Origin of the sequence: Pseudoalteromonas piratica (assembly GCF_000788395.1) — a bacterium.
In the GTDB taxonomy this organism is placed as follows: domain Bacteria; phylum Pseudomonadota; class Gammaproteobacteria; order Enterobacterales; family Alteromonadaceae; genus Pseudoalteromonas; species Pseudoalteromonas piratica.
Genome location: NZ_CP009889.1, coordinates 983,641 through 1,000,441, shown reverse-complemented (window position 1 = coordinate 1,000,441; position 16,801 = coordinate 983,641). Strand labels below are relative to the sequence as shown.

At 38.2% G+C, this 16,801-nt stretch carries 9 protein-coding genes; 5 read left to right on the top strand and 4 right to left on the bottom strand.

Annotated elements, in window-relative coordinates; translation table 11 throughout:
- Positions 1 to 69: 69 nt before the first annotated feature.
- Positions 70 to 2,625 carry a TonB-dependent receptor gene (locus tag OM33_RS19200; RefSeq protein ID WP_040135989.1) on the bottom strand — a complete coding sequence of 852 codons (2,556 nt, stop codon included), beginning with the start codon at positions 2,623 to 2,625 and terminating at the stop codon, positions 70 to 72.
- 647 nt (positions 2,626 to 3,272) lie between these two features.
- Entirely contained in the window at positions 3,273 to 4,499 is a 1,227-nt protein-coding gene (locus tag OM33_RS19195; RefSeq protein ID WP_040135988.1) for a threonine/serine exporter family protein, read from the bottom strand.
- 170 nt (positions 4,500 to 4,669) lie between these two features.
- On the opposite strand from OM33_RS19195, the gene OM33_RS19190 reads away from it, so the two are divergent.
- A complete protein-coding gene (locus OM33_RS19190; RefSeq protein ID WP_040135987.1) occupies positions 4,670 to 5,455 on the top strand; it encodes a substrate-binding periplasmic protein in 786 nt (261 codons plus the stop codon).
- A gap of 51 nt (positions 5,456 to 5,506) precedes the next feature.
- Here the strand turns inward: OM33_RS19190 and OM33_RS19185 are convergent, their stop codons facing one another.
- Both OM33_RS19185 and OM33_RS19180 read right to left on the bottom strand, forming a co-directional pair.
- Positions 5,507 to 7,474 (bottom strand): methyl-accepting chemotaxis protein, encoded by a 1,968-nt coding sequence (locus tag OM33_RS19185; protein ID WP_040135986.1) that lies wholly within the window; start codon positions 7,472 to 7,474, stop codon positions 5,507 to 5,509.
- A gap of 144 nt (positions 7,475 to 7,618) precedes the next feature.
- Positions 7,619 to 8,839, bottom strand: coding sequence for a glycosyltransferase (locus tag OM33_RS19180; protein ID WP_040135985.1), 1,221 nt, complete (start codon positions 8,837 to 8,839; stop codon positions 7,619 to 7,621).
- 364 nt (positions 8,840 to 9,203) lie between these two features.
- On the opposite strand from OM33_RS19180, the gene OM33_RS19175 reads away from it, so the two are divergent.
- The 4 genes from OM33_RS19175 to OM33_RS19160 all read left to right on the top strand — a co-directional run bounded on the left by OM33_RS19175 (position 9,204) and on the right by OM33_RS19160 (position 16,726).
- The gene (locus OM33_RS19175) at positions 9,204 to 11,570 is read left to right on the top strand and encodes an alpha/beta hydrolase family protein (RefSeq protein WP_407681059.1); all 2,367 of its coding nucleotides are present in this window, start codon (positions 9,204 to 9,206) and stop codon (positions 11,568 to 11,570) included.
- Positions 11,571 to 11,706: 136 nt separating this feature from the next.
- On the top strand, positions 11,707 to 13,650 hold the full coding sequence (locus tag OM33_RS19170; RefSeq protein ID WP_040135983.1) for a methyl-accepting chemotaxis protein: 1,944 nt from the start codon (positions 11,707 to 11,709) through the stop codon (positions 13,648 to 13,650).
- A gap of 163 nt (positions 13,651 to 13,813) precedes the next feature.
- Entirely contained in the window at positions 13,814 to 15,760 is a 1,947-nt protein-coding gene (locus OM33_RS19165; protein ID WP_040135982.1) for a methyl-accepting chemotaxis protein, read from the top strand.
- Positions 15,761 to 15,919: 159 nt separating this feature from the next.
- Positions 15,920 to 16,726 (top strand): alpha/beta fold hydrolase, encoded by an 807-nt coding sequence (locus OM33_RS19160; protein WP_040135981.1) that lies wholly within the window; start codon positions 15,920 to 15,922, stop codon positions 16,724 to 16,726.
- Positions 16,727 to 16,801: the final 75 nt, after the last annotated feature.

The following is a 16,801-nucleotide window of genomic DNA, read 5'->3' as shown; positions in this document are numbered from 1 at the left end:
CAAGACAATAGGGGGCAGTCCTGTGTTAGCGTTATGCACTCGAAAGTGCACCTTTACTCTTTTTCAGAATTAAAAATTGAAACGGACACCTGCGACATAACGTCTACCATCAGCGTAAACACCTGTTAAAGCATGTTCTACACCTTTTTCTTGGTAACTAAAAGTGTGTTCGTCGGTCAAGTTAATCGCTTCTAAAACAAGGGTGATATTTTCTGTCAGATTGTAGTTAATATTGGCATCTATTTGACCATAATCATCAACATAACCTGGCCAACCTAAACCAGTGTCATAACCTGTTCGATAGTTATAAGAAATACGACCATTAACATGTTCATTCTCATAGTAAGCACTTAGGTTGATTGTATGTTTAGAGTTACCTGGAATAGTAATGTCTTCACCGTCAGGTCCTTTTGCCTCTCCATCTACGTAAGTGTAGTTAGCCATAACACCAAGCCCTTGATAAATATCATGCTGAACAGCAAGTTCAAGTCCTTGGATAGTACCGCTTCGTCCATTTACAGGGCGGTTAACCAGGATATCCGTTCCTTCATGGGTTTCTAAAGTTAGCTGCGAATCTAAGAAAGATTGAATATCTTTATGAAACACTGCAGCAGAAAATAAGCTTGCCTCATCAAAATACCATTCAACGCTGACATCAAATTGGTTAGCACGGTAAGGGTCGATATCTGGGTTGCCGCCTGTGCCCGTTTTGGTTTCTAAATTATAAGATGTTGATGGCGTCATAGAGTTATAATCTGGACGAGACATGACTCGGGCAGCGGCTAAGCGCATAATTACATCATCATCTAAATCAATCGCAAGGTTTAAACTGGGTAGCACATCAAAATAATCTTTTGATTGTGTTTGCCAATTTTCACCGACATACGCACCTGTATCTTGGTTGGTTTGCACTAAACGTAGACCTAAATTACCGCGCAAACTATCGGCATCAATATCTGCTTTAATATAACTTGCAACTATTTTTTCGTTTACTTCAAAAGTACTGGCTTTTAATAAGTTGTAATCCCAACCAAGCGCGTCACCTTCGCGTCTTACTTTATTGGAGTCAGTAATTGCATAGTTTTTAAGGGTACCGGAAGAGCCTAAGCCAGATAAATAATCAGATGGCATAGTAAGAGAATAATCAGCCAAAGACCAATTCAGATCAGTACGAGTAGCAGTTTGTCTTTTTTCATTGTAACGGCTGTGGTCACGATATTTAGCACCGAATTTAATATTACTGAATACAGCAACATCCACTGGTCTTGAAAAATCAAGTTGTAAATAGTGTTCATCGTCTTTGGCATTGTTTTGATCATAACGGAGGAAATCTAGTGCCCATTTGCTACCATCAGCAGGATCATTAGCGTAGCTGGTTTTAATATCTTGTGTACTTGAGGCATCGTAAGAATGAACAACGTTGCCACCCCAACCAACACTTCGGTCAGCGTGTGAACCCCCTGAACCTTTGGTATAACCAAGATGAACAGATGTTTGCCAAAGTTCCCCTTGATGATCTGCCTTGAGATCGTACGATTGTGTCTTTAGTTCAGAATTACGTACTTTTGTCTCATCAAGAATATTACTTCCGTCAGGAGATAAGCCTAATGTACCGGCAATAAGCATTTTACCAACTTTGTCGTGGTCGATAATCGTCACATCTTGGTATTTAGAACCGCCATACCCTGGTAACCAGAGAAAGTTTTGGTTTTCGTTATTTGCTTCAAGTGTAGAATTAAGCGCGTTAAAGGTAATATCTAATGCATCTGATGGACGAAATTGTAGTGACGCGTTAAAACCCGTTCTGATACGCTCTTGTGAAAACATGGCTGAGCCACCACCACCTGAACTATACACATTCTCATGAATAGTACCGTCTTCCATTTCAATATCACGGTGTGTCCAACTCCAAGATTCAATACCGTCGCGGCGTAAGTTGCGTTGCTGGCGAACAACAGAAACTAATGCTCCAACTGTTTCTTTGTCGTTTTTCCACGAATACATACCACTGAGTTGTGGGTCAGTTTTACCCGATACTTCGCTGTGTTGGGCCAAAACGCTTCCTGCGATTTTATTGGCCTCTAAGTCAAGAGGTTTACGGGTTCTGACGATAACAGTACCACCAATTGAACCTTCATCAATATCTGCTTCAGGTGATTTATACACTTCTAAGCCAGAGACAATTTCTGACGGTAACATAGTGTAGTTAAAACCACGACTAGCAGGGGAGTTTGTCCACCAATCAACAGACCCAACCGCTTGACCATTTAATAATGTTCTATTTTGGCTTTCAGATGTACCACGAATACTGACACGTTCGCCTTCACCAAAATTACGAGAAATTGACACACCTGTGATACGTTGTAGTGATTCAGCGACATTTTGATCGGGAAATTTACCGATATCTTCTGCCGATATTGCATCAACAACTGAACCTGAGAAGCGTTTTGTATTTAATGATTTAACTAAGCTACCTCGGATTCCTCTCACCTGAATTACTTCAACATCGCTTTGTTGTGCTGTATTGTTTTCTTGTGATGCATAAGCCAAAGAGCTCGACATACTTGCCACAATTAATGCATTGCTAATTGCCAAACTTAATTTCGATTTGTTAGATAAAGCCATTGTTTCCCCTTGCTATGTATTACGTTTTTATTTGTTATTTTCCCTTATGAAGTACTCAAATGTTCTCGCTAATTAACGTGGTGTCATAAATTAAAAAGCGAAACCATTTGAGTGATGCTATAGCTACATGATTAGTTGTGAATGGTATTGATTTAGGATGAATAGTTATGAATAAGTGAAGATTGGTAGTTAAATATTTGATATTAAATAATAAATATTTATAAATAATTGGAACAAATTAATATTATTTATTGATTAAAGCCCTTTGGCAAAGTTTTAATATGTAAAATATGCTCTAGTAACATTCATCTTGCATAAAAAATTAATCGTTAAAGTTTACATGTCAGCCATAGTTTTGTTTTTCAGTTGTAATCACAGTTTTGCAAATTAACAAGCTATTGATTCTTAGAGGCTATAAAGTAATTCTTATTAAAGGTGGTAGGGCTAAGTGCTACAAAATTGGGTTTTTTAGATTCTTTATTTAAATATAAAGACTGTTTAGTAAGATTTTACTGTGTGCAGGCTAAAACGCTAATATGCAACGCCACCGATAATATATAAGCAGCGTGTGATGTGCGGTATTTTAATTCAGAATGAGCGGGTGTATACAAAGCGATATGATATCGCCTGTATACATTTTAAAAGTGCTAGAGACTTTTCTTTGGGGGCAAAGCAACATTTGCAAAGATTAACCCGGCAACTAAAGACATGAATATTAAAAAGGTCTGTTGGCCAATTCCGGTACTGGCTACAAATTCTTGTCCGGATATTAATGAATTTAAACCAATATACGTTTTACTACCTGGTACCAAGACAATGAGTCCTTGCATGGCAACAATACAGGCAGGGGCATTGGCAGCACGCGTGAAGAAATTACTGTAAACACCAACTGCAAAAGCACCTATAAATGTACCTAGAGCGTAGTCTAAGTACATTGCTCCTAAAATACTTGCCGCATAAGCAACGAAACCAGCAATAACCGACCATAACGCATGTTTAGCTTTAGTACGAAAGATGATAATTAAGCTCATACATAATATTGCAATTGCAAGCCAAGCTGTCCATTTAGGTATTGGTTCTGGCGCAATAAAGTCTGCTTGTCCAAATAGCGCAAATCCAACAGCAATACCCAAAAAAGCACCAAAGTAGAGTTTAAACAACAACATAAGCGCGTCCATAACACGCGCTGTACCAGAAACTAAATGACGAGCGGAAAGTTCAGCAAGACCTAAAGTCAAAGCAAGCCCTGGTATAAAAACAATTATTGCCGAGAGCACAACCATGCGAATATTAATGCCAGGATCAATATAAGCACTGATTGCACAAGCAAGTACCGCGGCTACGACCGCAACAACAGGCTCAAGCATATGCGACACGCGACGTGATTTTTCTGCCCACAGCACAAATAAGTAAACAACAGTACTCAGAAGCGTGGACCACAGAACGTCATTCCAACTGGTGCCCATTAACATAGCAAATGCACCACCAGACATTGCAAAAGCACCACCTGTTGCAAGTCGATTATAAGGGTTAGGCATATTAGCAATTTTATCGAGTGCTATGTCAGCTTGCTCTAACGTAATTGTGTAATCAGTGAGCTTATCAACCAATTCATCGGTATGTGCTAGCGCACCTAAATCAAGTTCACCGGGTGAAACACGTGCAGCGTGGGTGTATTCATCTTCATGGCCTTCAGTCCAAATAACAAAGGTTAATGCAGTTGGCGTGATGATAAACGACGCTTTTAAGCCAAAAAACGTGGCCAAATTTTCGAGGTGTGCTTCTAATCGGTAAGAGGGGGTACCGAACTTATGAAGCATTTTTCCAAGCTTTACAATAAAGCGGCGTTTTTGCGTAAAACTAGCAGTGTTCAATGTGAAAATCTATTAATGGGAATGACTCGCAAATTTTAAGTTTTATTTACGTTTTGTCTAGTTTTGTTTATGTTAAATATAAAAAAATTGAATAAATTTATTATACTCAAAAATAAGCACACCATTTATAAGGATTTTCTTTGAATTTAAGATACAGGGTTTGGTTATTAATGTTGCTTTGTTACTTTCCATTCAGCTCAAAAGCGGATGGCACACCAATTATTACCATTTTTACCGAACAGTTTCCGCCTTACAATTATCTGGAAGAAGATCGCATTGTTGGTATCAACCATGACATCGTTAAACGAGCTTGCGAAATCGCCAATTTACGTTGTGAATTTAAATTATACCCGTGGCAAAGAGCAATGGCCTCTGCGCAAGGCAAGCGTTTTGCGGGACTAATATCAACATCGCGTCTACCTGAACGTGAAGTTCACTTTCAATGGGTTGGCCCATTAGTATCCAGTCCCGCTTGTTTCTATAAACTGGCTACGCGAGATGATATCCATATTTTTGATCAGCAACAGCTTAAAAAGTTTACAGTGGGTTTACATAAAGGCGATGTTTACGAAGATATTTTGCAAAGTTGGGGGCTGGAGGAAAATAAGCATTATATCAATTACTCCGAAAAATTTGGCGAAATTCTGGCGTTTAAACGTGGTAAATTGGATTTGTTTATTGCCTCAGCAAACACAATACAATTCCATATCGATAATAAACGACTACAAACTAACGAAGTTAAACCTGTTTATTTAATTAAAGATGAAAGGTTATTAGGCAATTACTTAGCACTCAATAATGCGTTACCACCATCAATGACAAGCAAGTTACAACACGCCATAGATCATATGAAGCAAAATGGCGAAATCAAAACAATAAAAAAACAGTATATACCAACTGCAGAGAGTACAATTGCCGAATCGGAGCTAACCCTAGAGAAACGGTGTTTACATTAAGCGCATTGACACAATAAAGCCGCTCTCGCCGCTTTATTGTGTCAATGTAACTTAAGCAAGTTTAAATTGTGCGCTCAACCTATTTAGGCTTTGCGTGAGTGCTTTTAATTCCTCGCTTGCAGTCGCTATTTGTTCAGCACCTGTTGCGTTTTCAAGGGCAGCATTATTGATTGCGATAATACTTTGATTTATTTCCTCCGCGGCAATGCTTTGTTGCGAAGCTGCGGTTGCTATTGTTTCTGAGTTAAGGGTAATTAACTCCATATCATTAAGCACAGTTAACATTGTTTGTTCACAACTCTTTGCTTTATTTAGTGTGGTATTTGCATGTTCACTGCTTTGCTCAATAGTGGTAACGGCAGATTGTGTATCACTTTGCAGTTCTTTAATCATGGTTTCAATATTTGCGGTAGACTGCTGGGTTTTAAATGCAAGCTGTCTTACTTCATCTGCAACTACTGCAAATCCGCGACCTTGTTCACCAGCACGTGCAGCTTCAATTGCGGCATTAAGTGCTAACAAGTTTGTTTGCTCTGTAATGCCTTGAATTACTTCAAGTACAGAGTTAATACCTAAACTTTTCTTTTCAACTTGTTTAATTACATGATTGGCACTCGCTAACGCTGCTTTTAGTTCCTCAGTAGCGACAAGTGCCGCATTAATATCATCATTTGCTTGTGTACTTTTTATCTTGGCAAGTTGTGTTTGTTCTGATGAGTCTTTGGCATTGTTGGCCACTTCTTCAATTGTCATCGCCATTTCGTGCATTGAGGAAGAAACGGTTTCAATATTCAGGTGTTGCTCTGCAAGACTTGCTTTAGCTTGTAAGCTTGTTGCACTAGTTTGCTCAACAGTGTGAGACAGTTGTGAGCTGGATGAGATAATACTTGAAATAACGCGCAATAGACTCTGATTCATTTGTTTCATTGATTTAAAGAGACCTTGGGCATTGTCATTGTCTCTAAAATCATACGTTAGATCGCCATCCGCTATACGCATTGCAAGTTGATGCATTGTTTTCGGTTCGCCACCTATGGGTAATAAAATAGAACGGGTGATCTTTAACGCAGAAATACAGACAACAATTAATGTTAACAAAGACACTATTAAAATTGATGACTTCATTCTATCTGTTGCAGCAAATGCCTCAGCAACATCAATTTCGCTGATCAACACCCAGTTCAAATTGGCAAAATTAATCGGCATAAAAGCAGATAGGACAGCGTTGTCATTGTAATCTTGTATTATTTGCGTGCTACTTATGCCCATAAGTCCTTGTTGCACAGCTAATGTATCAACGCCATTTTGTTCAATGGTGCCTGCAAAGCTTGCTTGTACTGAACGGCCGATAGGATCAAGAAACGAATCTGAACGAAGTCGTTTATCTGAACCCACAATATATGATTCGCCTGTTTCACCCATGCCATCGCGTTGTTGCATTAATTTATTAATTTTCTTGATTGAGAGTTGTAGTGCAATAACGCCTTTCACTTCTCCATTTTGAATTAGAGGTTGTGCTATAAATGCGGCTGGATCGTTATTACTTGGGGCGTAAGGTTCGAAATCAACGATGTTAAATTGTGGTTGGACAAGTGTTTGAGAAAATAACTTACCTAAACCAGATTCTTTATATGGCCCGTTTAGTAAATTTGTCTTGTAATCGGCCTCTTTTGTTACCGTATAAAAAATGTCACCGTTTAAGTTAATTAAAAATAAATCGTAATATTGATTTGTAGTGATAAAACGCTCGAAATAAGCGTGTTTGGTGGCAGCAAGTTGAGCATTGGTTACCTCTCCAAAGTTTGTCCAAGACGAGGCTATTAACGATAAGTCGGCTTGACTTTGTTCAAAATAATTCTGAATTTCAGTAGCTTTGATATTTTTTATTGACGTTAATTGATTAAAAGCTTGTTTTTCAAGCGCGCTATTTGAAATAGAAATTGCAATTATTGTAATAATGACAATAGGCAATAGTGCTAAGGTTATAAATGAAAGCAATAGTTTTTGTTTTAAAATCATGCAGTTTTGTGTCCAAATTAAAGACGTCACGAAAGTGGCATGATGTTACATTGTAATAAAACTGTAATGAAATGATAATTGTTACAGTTTGTAAATACGGTACAAAAACTAACCGCTTTCAATTTAAGTTAGAGCAAATAGTGTTTAATTCTTTTTATTTTTCTCTGTAATCCATTGTGACATATATTTGGTACTCGCGTGGCTATGGTGTTTAAGCATGGCACCGATAAAATTGTTCAACCTGTGTTGTGATAATTGGGATTGAATAAGCTCAATCCGCGCTAACAATTCACTGGACAGTGTCGATTGGTCAAACTTTGCCTTAATCGATGGGTGGCAAAGTGATGACTTTTCATGCCACAAAGATTCATTCTGATAGAGTTCAACGGCAGAGCTAATTATAGACTCGTCAGAGTTGGCGACCAAACCGGGCCAATGCGCTTCGTTGAACATACCTTCAATGCCAATATCTGTAGTTAAAGACGGTGTTTCACAGGCCATTGCATCTAAAAACTTGCCTTTTATGCCTGCTCCAAAACGTAAAGGGCTTAATAATACTCTGGCACTTTTTATAACCTTATACGCATCATCACACCAGCCTTTTACTAAAAAGCCTTGTTTAGGGTTAGTCAATGCTGTTGCTTTAGGTGGCGGGTAAGAGCCATAAATATGTAATTCTGCTTGTGGTAAGCGTTTACGAATATGGGGCCATAATTGTTGTAAGTAAAGAACGCTATCCCAATTTGGCGCATGCCTAAAATTGCCGATTGTGACGAAATGTTGGCGCGATTGGTAATCTGGATTAGTTTCTAATTTATTTGGTTCTAGCATAAAGGGCAGGTGGTGCAATAACGCTTCATCTAACTTGTATTGCTTTATCAATAATTGCATTTCAAAATCTGAAATGATCAATGAAAGATCACATCTTAAAATTGCGGCAATCTCACGTTTAGCGAGATCACTTGACCAGTCTTCAGCTTGGATTTTTCTATTTGCTTTATGCGCTAAATGGCGCGCATTACGAACACTTTGTAAATCCTCAGTATCAAGAATTTTTAATGCATTAGGACAAAAAGCGTCAACCCGCCAGCCAAATTGCTCTTCAATCATAAAACGGTCAAACATCACAATGTCTGGATTAAGTTGTTGAATGTAGTCATTGAAACTATCACAATTTAGTGTGATTTCTGCACTTGAAAAACCGCCACTTTCTAAATCAAACATATGTTGTGTTTTTTGTGCTGCTGATGCAAATTCGACTTGCCAACCCTGATTACGAAAAGCGTGCATAATTGACAATATATGACTGCCTGCGGCAGATGATTTAGGTTCAGGCCAAACATAACCAATTACAAGAACTTTCACTGAATTTCCAATCTGATAAAAACAAAGGAATTTTATCGTATTCTAGGCGCAATTGCTTGAGTTGAAATGAATATTTAAATACTGTCACAATTAAGAGTAAGTAATTGAATTAAATACAGTCAATTAAAGAGTGATAAACGTACACTTGGATGTTGATAGTTATACCAATTCTTTAAATATGTGTTCAGGGTTAGCGCTTGATAATTAAATTGTAAGAAGGCGGCATTTTTTCTTTTGCATTGCGCTACATTAAAAAAACTAACCCAGTTTGCTTTGATGAATCGCTAGTTAAGTGAATTGGTATCAAATATAACAAGGAATGATAATGAAATTCTCTAAATGGCCAGTACTGCTGCTATTAGTTATGCTGGCTCGTGTGAGTGCGAACACCCAAGATGGTTATCAGGTCCCAAGTAAAGCAATTGCCGATGTAGTTGATGCAAAGCTTGCTCCCTCATCTCGTTTATCACCCAACAATCAGTGGATGGCTTTTTTTGAACGTCAACGTATCGCAAGTCTTAAAGACCTGAGTAAAGCTGAATTAAAACTTGCAGGTATTACGCTCAATGCTAAAAACTTCAGTCGTTCGCGCCCTAGGTCAAAATACCTGTCTATCGAAATTAAACATTTAACATCTGGCAAAACTGTTTCTGTAAAGGGGCTAGCAGACGGGCGAATTCTTTCACCTTCGTGGTCTCCAGATAGCGAACATATTGCATTTATAATTGAGCAAACAGCACAGTCATATTTATATTTGTTCAATGTTGCAACACAACAGCTAACAAGAAGTGATATTGCACTTAATGCAGTGATTACGTCAAAGCCTTATCGCTGGTTACCTAATAGTGATGGTTTACTTGTTAACCTTGCTGTAAACATCAGTAAACAAGCTCCCAGTGCTAAAACTGCACCCATTACACCGGTTATTTCAGAGACAAGTGGACAAAAAGCGCCTGTTCGCACCTATCAAAACTTATTACAAACACCGCTTGATAAAGCATTATTTGAATTTTATGGCTTAGGTCAGCTTGCTAGGGTATCGCTTGAAGGTAAAGTAACACTGTTAACAATACCAAGCATTATTAAATCGTTTAAACCATCACCAAACAGCGAATACATTTTAGTTGGTGAGATTACAACACCCTTTTCGTATTTAGTGCCTTACTCACGTTTTGCAAGCAAGTGGCAAGTTTTGTCAATCTCAGGTGAGGTGGTAACACATGTGGCAAACCAAAAATTAGCGGAGGATATAGCACAAGGCTTTGATAGTGTAAGGACAGGCAAACGGAGAATATCTTGGCGAGCGGATAAACCTGCAACTTTAGTTTGGGTGGAGGCTCAAGATGGTGGTTCTATGAAAGAAGACGTACCAATTCATGATCATCTCTTTACCTGGAAGGCACCATTTAAAAGTGATGCAAAGTTATTTGCCAAAGTTGAGCGACGTTTTGCAGGTATTCAATGGGCAAATGACAAGGTTGCTATTTTAAGTGATTGGCGTTTCAGTGACAGACAAGTACGCATGCAAATTATTAATCCTAAAAACCCAGATGGACCTAGAGTGCTATTTAATGAACGTTCATACAATGATGCCTATAGCGATCCTGGGGATTTTGTTTTGGTCACAAATAAATTTGGTACGCGAACAATTAAAGTAGTTGGCGAACGTTATATGATGCTTACAGGTATTGGTGCATCTGATAAAGGCAATATTCCATTTTTAGACCGGTTTGATATTAAAACGGGATCGTCAACACGGATTTGGCAAAGTGAGGCACCGTATTATGAACGCGTAAAAGCAGTGCTTGATGACAGTGGCGAAAAATTAGTGACATTACGCGAATCAAAAACGGAACAACCAAATTTTTATTTACGTGATGTCAAACACAACAAATTGAACAAATTCACCGACTTTTTGCATCCTTACCCGCAATTTAAAGACATTAAAAAAGAGAAAATAAGCTATAAACGTGACGATGGGGTGACTTTAAGTGGTACGCTTTATTTACCTGCAAATTACAATGGTAGTAAATTGCCAGTGTTGATGTGGGCTTACCCTCTCGAATACAAAGATAAATCGGTTGCATCTCAAGTGCGCGATTCTCCCTATGAGTTTACCTATATCGGATATTGGGGCCCAATGCCTTATTTAGCAAATGGCATTGCGGTTTTTGATGATCCTACTATGCCGATAGTTGGCATTGATGGTAAGGAACCAAACGATACATTTAGAAAGCAATTGGTAAGTAGCGCTGAGGCTGCGGTGAATGCATTAGTTGAGAAAGGAATTGCAGATAAGTCACGAATTGCTATTGCAGGTCATTCCTATGGCGCATTTATGGTTGCTAACCTGCTTGCGCACAGCGATCTATTTAAAACGGGAATCGCCCGAAGTGGGGCTTATAATCGCACGTTAACGCCATTTGGATTTCAAGGTGAAGAGCGGGATTTTTGGCAAGGTCAAGATGTCTACAGCGCAATGTCCCCCTTTTTCCACGCTGAAAAAATAAATGAACCGATGTTAATGATCCATGGCAAGCAAGACCCTAATTCAGGCACTTACCCAATGCAATCAGAGCGGATGTACAACGCATTGAAAGGGCTTGGTAAAGAGGCAAGGTTGGTGATCCTACCATACGAAGGTCATGGCTACCGCGCACGTGAGAGTATTTTACATGTGCTATGGGAGCAAGAAGAGTGGCTTAAGAAAACTTTATTAAGTAACGATTAAAGAAATAGGCCACTGTACATTTAAAGTACAGTGGCTTCAACCGAAGTGAGCCAAGAGTAATGCAAATATTATTTGGTCATTCTATTCGCGTTATTTTGGTCTATTATTTTTATAACGTTTATCAAAATGATGTGTTATGAAACTTTCAGATATCAGTATTCGCAATGCACTAATCGCAACGATAACCCTTGCACTTATTCTCACCACATTCTTCACAACGCTATTTAGTGGTGCTCAATTTAATACTGTGTTTGATGAGTTTAATGAAAATGAATATTTTCCCGCTTTACTTGGAAAAGTAGAAGCAAGTATTCGCGCAGAATTAAATGTACCTATTGCGCTTTCCCGTGGATTAGAACAAAACGATTTTCTTCGACAATGGGCTATCAACGGAGAGAGCGAAAAAGAATGGCCGAATATTCAGCAGTATTTTAATAATATTAAAAATAAGAATGATGCTGCGGTTGTGTTTTGGGTGTCTAAGCAAAGTTTAAAGTATTATCAAAATGATGGCATTTTAAAAACAATGTCGGCATCAGCTGCACGCGACCAATGGTTTTTTAATTTTATGTCTTCATCACAGCGCCAACAAATAGCGGTTGATGTAGACCAAAAATCAAAACGTTTAACCGCTTTTATCAACGTTAAAGTTAACCATAACGGCAACGACATGGGGCTAACTGGTCTTGGCTATGATATTAGTAAAATTATTGAAATTGTGAGTCAAAATAAAATTGGCAAAACCGGTTACGTATTTTTATTGAAATCGGATGGTGATATTGCAGCTCACCCTGATCAATCGTTGGTAGGTAAAAGTTATCAGTCAGTTAAAAAATATCAGACCATTAGCGAATTTTTAGCCCGTACTGAAAACAGTACTACACCCCAATTAACTAAATTACCACTTGATGGTGATGAATCATTTGTTGCTAGTTTGGCACTCGAAAATATTGGCTGGCAATTAGTCGCAGTTATGCCAACAAGCGAAATGAGTAACAAGATTTCATCTGCAATGGTCAAAACAATCGCCGTAAACTGTGTGATTGCTGCTGCGTTTATCGTCATTATGGTGTGGATTGCCAATCGTGTAGCAAAAAGTATTTCAAGTATTAGCAAAAAACTGCTAGATATGGGAAATCAAGGGGGCGATCTCACCTTGCGCTTAGATGAATCACGACAAGATGAACTAGGTGAGCTAGCACGCGGGTTTAATGCTGTAATTGCCAATAATCAATCTATGGTGAGCAAATTAAAAACCATTGAATTGCAAATGGGTCAAGATATTCAATCATTGGTTGATTCATTTGATCAAGTAACTAGTTTGTCATCCAATCAGGATGCATTGAGTGAACAAGTCGCTTCGGCAATTACACAAATGGGCACTACGGTTTCAGAGGTATCAAATTTAGCATTAGATACCGCTAATACCAGTGAACAAGCCGTTAACAATACGCAACAAAGTATTGCCCATATGAATGAAAGTTCAGATGCAATGAACCAACTGACCGATGTTATGGGGCATGCCTATCAACATATACAAGACTTAGCAGGACAAGCAGAATCAATAAACTCAATTGTCGATGTGATTAATGCAATTTCAGAGCAAACAAATTTACTGGCACTCAATGCTGCAATTGAAGCTGCAAGAGCAGGAGAACAAGGAAGAGGTTTTGCCGTTGTTGCAGATGAAGTAAGAACGTTAGCAAGTAAGACGCAAAGTTCAACACAAGAGATCCGTGGGCAAATCGATAAATTACAACGTTCTACAGAGATTGTTCTCAACGCCATTGCGCAAGGTAACGAGACAACAGCCAAAGTCAGTGAGGCATCAACAAATTCGGCACAAGTACTTTCTACTATTGATGCAAGCATCACCGCGGTAAAGGACATGAACCAGCAAATTGCCACAGCCACTGAACAACAAAATGTTGTTGTGCAACATATTAATGAATCGGCTGTACAAATTGCCGATTTATCGAAAGAATTTAACGATATTGCGATCGCAGATCAGCAACAATTGCAACGGTTAAACAATCTGGCAACAGAATTAAATTCGCTAATTTCTCAGTTTAAAGTGTAAAAATATAATAATTTTCTATTAAAAATTGCATAGGTTTATTCATAATCAGTTAGTTTAAACCTATCTTTTCCCTCGAAATTTTGTACCAATTATATTACTATCCGCAATTATGTGACCTATCACATTTTGATAGAGCAAAACTCGTAAAATAATAATAAGTAGTATGAAAACACGTCTAAATATCAGTATTCGAAACGCGCTAATCTTAACCATCACTTGTGCATTAGTTTTAAGTACTTTACTTTCAACTTTGTTCACCAGTGTTCAGTTTAATCAAGTTTTTGAAAAATTTAATGATAAAGCTTATTTACCTGCATTACTTGGTAAAGTAGAAGCGAGCATTCGTGCGGAGCTAAATACGCCGCTGGCACTGGCTCATGCGATGGAACAAAATAGCTATTTAACGCAATGGGCATTTGATGGCGAAAGCGCATCTCAGTGGCCAGAAATACAACGCTATTTTCAGCATATTAAAGCGAAAAATGATGCTGCGGTCGTGTTTTGGGTTTCTAATATTACAGGCAAATATTATCAAAATGACGGCATTTTAAAAACCATGTCGCGCAGCGATGCCCGTGATGCTTGGTTTTATAGCTTTATGCAAAAGCCAATCAAACAACAGTTAGCTGTTGCCATTCACCAAGAAACCAATAAGTTAATTGCCTATGTTAACGTGAAAGTGGAATCACAGGGCAAAACCTTCGGATTAACAGGCCTTGGATACGATATTAGCCGAATTACTGAGATTATTAAAAATAATAAAATTGGCAAAGCGGGCTATGTTTTTTTAGTTAAGTCCGACAATAGCATCGCCGCTCACCCAGATGAGCGTTTAGTTGGCAGCGAGTTTTCAAGTATTAAAAAATATCAAAACTTGTCATCGTTAATCAGTAAATCAGCAAATGGTTATCAAGCGATTATTGAGAAAAATGAGCTAGATGGTGTGGAGCATTATGTTGCTTCTCAGGAACTTGAAGGCACAGGTTTAAAGTTAGTTGCCGTGTTACCTAGTTCCGAAACAACCGAGCAAGTTACGAGTGCGCTGCTAAAAACTGTGGCTGTCAGTATTGTGATAGCCTTTGCTTTTATTGTAGCTATGGTGTTACAAGCAAATAAAATTTCTCACAATATTGCGGCTATTTCAGATAAGTTATTTGCCATGGGTAAACAAGATGGTGATTTAACTATTCGCTTAGATGACACTCGCAATGATGAGTTAGGTACACTAGCGAAAGGATTTAACGCGGTGATTGAAAATAACCAAGCAATGATTTCAAATCTTAAGCAGATTGAAGCTAAATTGGTTACAGATATTACAACCTTGGTTGAGTCATTTGAAAGTGTCACCAATCTTTCATACCAACAAGATGGCTTAAGCGAACAAGTTGCTTCAGCTATTACCCAAATGGGAACAACCGTAGCGGAAGTTTCCAACTTAGCATTAGATACTGCAAAATCGAGTGAAGAAGCGGTAGCAAATACCAAACACAGTATTCAGCAAATAGATACTAATGCCAGTGAAATGAAAGCGTTGACTTTAGTAATTGAAAATGCACACCAAGATATTCAACGTTTGGCAGAGCAGGCTGAGTCGATTAATTCAATTGTTGATGTGATTAATGCAATTTCTGAACAGACAAACCTACTTGCACTCAATGCAGCAATCGAAGCTGCTCGAGCAGGCGAACAGGGAAGAGGCTTTGCTGTGGTCGCGGATGAAGTTAGAACGCTTGCAAGTAAAACACAAGGGTCAACACAACAGATCCGAAGTCAGATTGAACAGTTCCAAAAATCAACTGAAGTGGTTTTAGGGGCAATGGCGAATGGCTATGAAACAACAAAATCCGTCAGTAATAGCTCGATTGAATCATCAAATACGCTTGCCCTAATTGATTCGTGTATCACTGATGTAAAAGATATGAACCAACAAATAGCAACAGCCACTGAGGAACAAAACAGCGTGGTTCAGCATATTAATGAGTCCGCTGTTGAAATTGCCGATTTGTCTCGTCAATTCCATGCAATAGCAATAGAAGATAAAGCACAGTTAAAACAATTAAGTGAACTGGCAGGTGAACTTTCAGCTTTAATTTCACGCTTTAAAGTGTAATAAGCAAGCTTACACCCTTACTATTGTTTAAGGGTGTCAACGTTATGTGCTAAAGCTCAAACAAAATTAATATTGAAAAGCTGTTTTTAGTATTTTCATTTTGATAAAAGAGCTTGAATTGACGCTTTTTTACCTAGTTACACTGTATAAGGAAATCAAATGATAACGCGATTAATGATTATAATTGCTTCACTCACTTTTAATGCGTCTGCAGATATAAGCTATGTCAAAGTGAAGGATTTTGATGTTGAATATGAAATTAAGGGTAAAGGGAAACACCTTGTATTTCTAGAAGCGGGTGGTGCAGCTGGATTATCTGATTGGGATCCAATCTTTGAAAAAATTGCTCAAAAAACAAAAGTAATTCGCTACTCTCGAATTGGTAATGGAGGTTCTTCGCCGCTTATCAAAAATTACTCGTCTGAGCAATATGCGCAAGAAGCGGCCTTAGTTCTTGAAGCATTAAATATTAAACAACCCATTATTTATGTCGCGCATTCGTATGGAGCGTACATTGCTAGAAGGTTTTCAGCAACGTACCCTGATAAAGTATCAGCTCTGATGCTGATTGAACCCGCATCAGAGCATGATGTAGATATTATGCGCAAAATTGATTTAGCCTTGGCTGAAAAACAAATCGCACAGGTCAAACTGGATGATCTTGCTAACGGTATGTCAAATCAATATCTTGATTTTTGGTCAAAACGTCCATTACCCGATTACCCACAAATACCTAATATTCCAGTCACAGTAATCGCATCTATTAAAAAGTTCGAAAATCCGTCGTTGTTATTTTTTACAGATGAAGGTCGTAAACTATGGGGGCAACTTCACACAGATTGGGTGAATAAATTTCCGCAAGGAAAAATAGTTTTAACAGATAAAAGCTATCATTATCCACAAAATGACGAGCCTGATATGGTTGTTTCAGAAATACTCGAATTGTTGTCTCGAACTAAATACTAAAATTAGCTAAGAGCTTGCTGAAATATAAACTTCTTAGTGTGTTTAATCGAGGTTGAATTAGTTATTGACTTAACT